At 42.9% G+C, this 729-nt stretch carries 1 protein-coding gene; it reads right to left on the reverse strand.

Features of this window, described 5'->3' with window-relative positions; all coding sequences use genetic code 11:
• Nucleotides 1-53: 53 nt before the first annotated feature.
• The gene (locus EK369_RS22910; RefSeq protein ID WP_127116300.1) at nucleotides 54-686 is read right to left on the reverse strand and encodes a hypothetical protein; all 633 of its coding nucleotides are present in this window, start codon (nucleotides 684-686) and stop codon (nucleotides 54-56) included.
• Between the last annotated feature and the right edge of the window lie 43 nt (nucleotides 687-729).

A 729-nucleotide genomic window follows, 5' to 3' on the forward strand; every position in this document is an offset into this window, starting at 1 on the left:
CTTTTATTTATTTATTTGGGAAATAAGCAGAGAAAAAAATGCACACATTACATTTAGAATGATTTTCCGTATGTTAATCCAACTTGATGGTCAGGTTTCATACCATGGCCGAAGGTAGTCTGTCCAGAGATCGACAAACTTGAATCTCTTGTGGTATGAATTGGCGCAGACCCCCCCACGGTGCCCCTGGACGGTAACCCTGGTGTTTTTGATCCACTAAGGAAAGCACTACCACCACCACCATGTTGATAATTGAGCCCAGCACTGTTCGTTTCAGGCCCAAGTCGATGCATATGTCTGTCGAAATTTCTGTCGTGTTGGGCCCAAGCTGAAGCTTGATGATTGTTGTTGTTTACCAAACCAACGGTTCCTCTGACTGACCCCTGACCACCTATTCCAGGAGTATGGGAAAGACTTCCAGACAATCCATGACCTTTTGGGGAACTTAAGTCAGCACCACCACTGTAGGTGATGGGACCGCCAGAGTGTGACATCGAACCCCAAGCCGGTCCTGCCTTAACTCCAACCTGTTGGTGATTGCCATTTCTTCCGCCGAAAAGCTGTCTTCTTTCTCTTATTAACACTTCTTGTACTCCATCGGTTTCTTCTTTGTTAATTGGATTGCAAGAAGTTAATCCAAATATTGTTAAAACCACAAAAGATAAAAGCACTATTTTTGAAGACATTTTGTACCTACTCGTATAGATATTAGATAGTATTACTCAAAAG

It is taken from the genome of Shimia sediminis (genome assembly GCF_003990645.1).
Taxonomy (GTDB): domain Bacteria; phylum Pseudomonadota; class Alphaproteobacteria; order Rhodobacterales; family Rhodobacteraceae; genus Shimia; species Shimia sediminis.

Excerpts from the sequence above, each read along its gene's own strand:
- EK369_RS22910 (WP_127116300.1), bottom strand. The coding sequence starts at position 686 with ATGTCTTCAAAAATAGTGCTTTTATCTTTTGTGGTTTTAACAATATTT.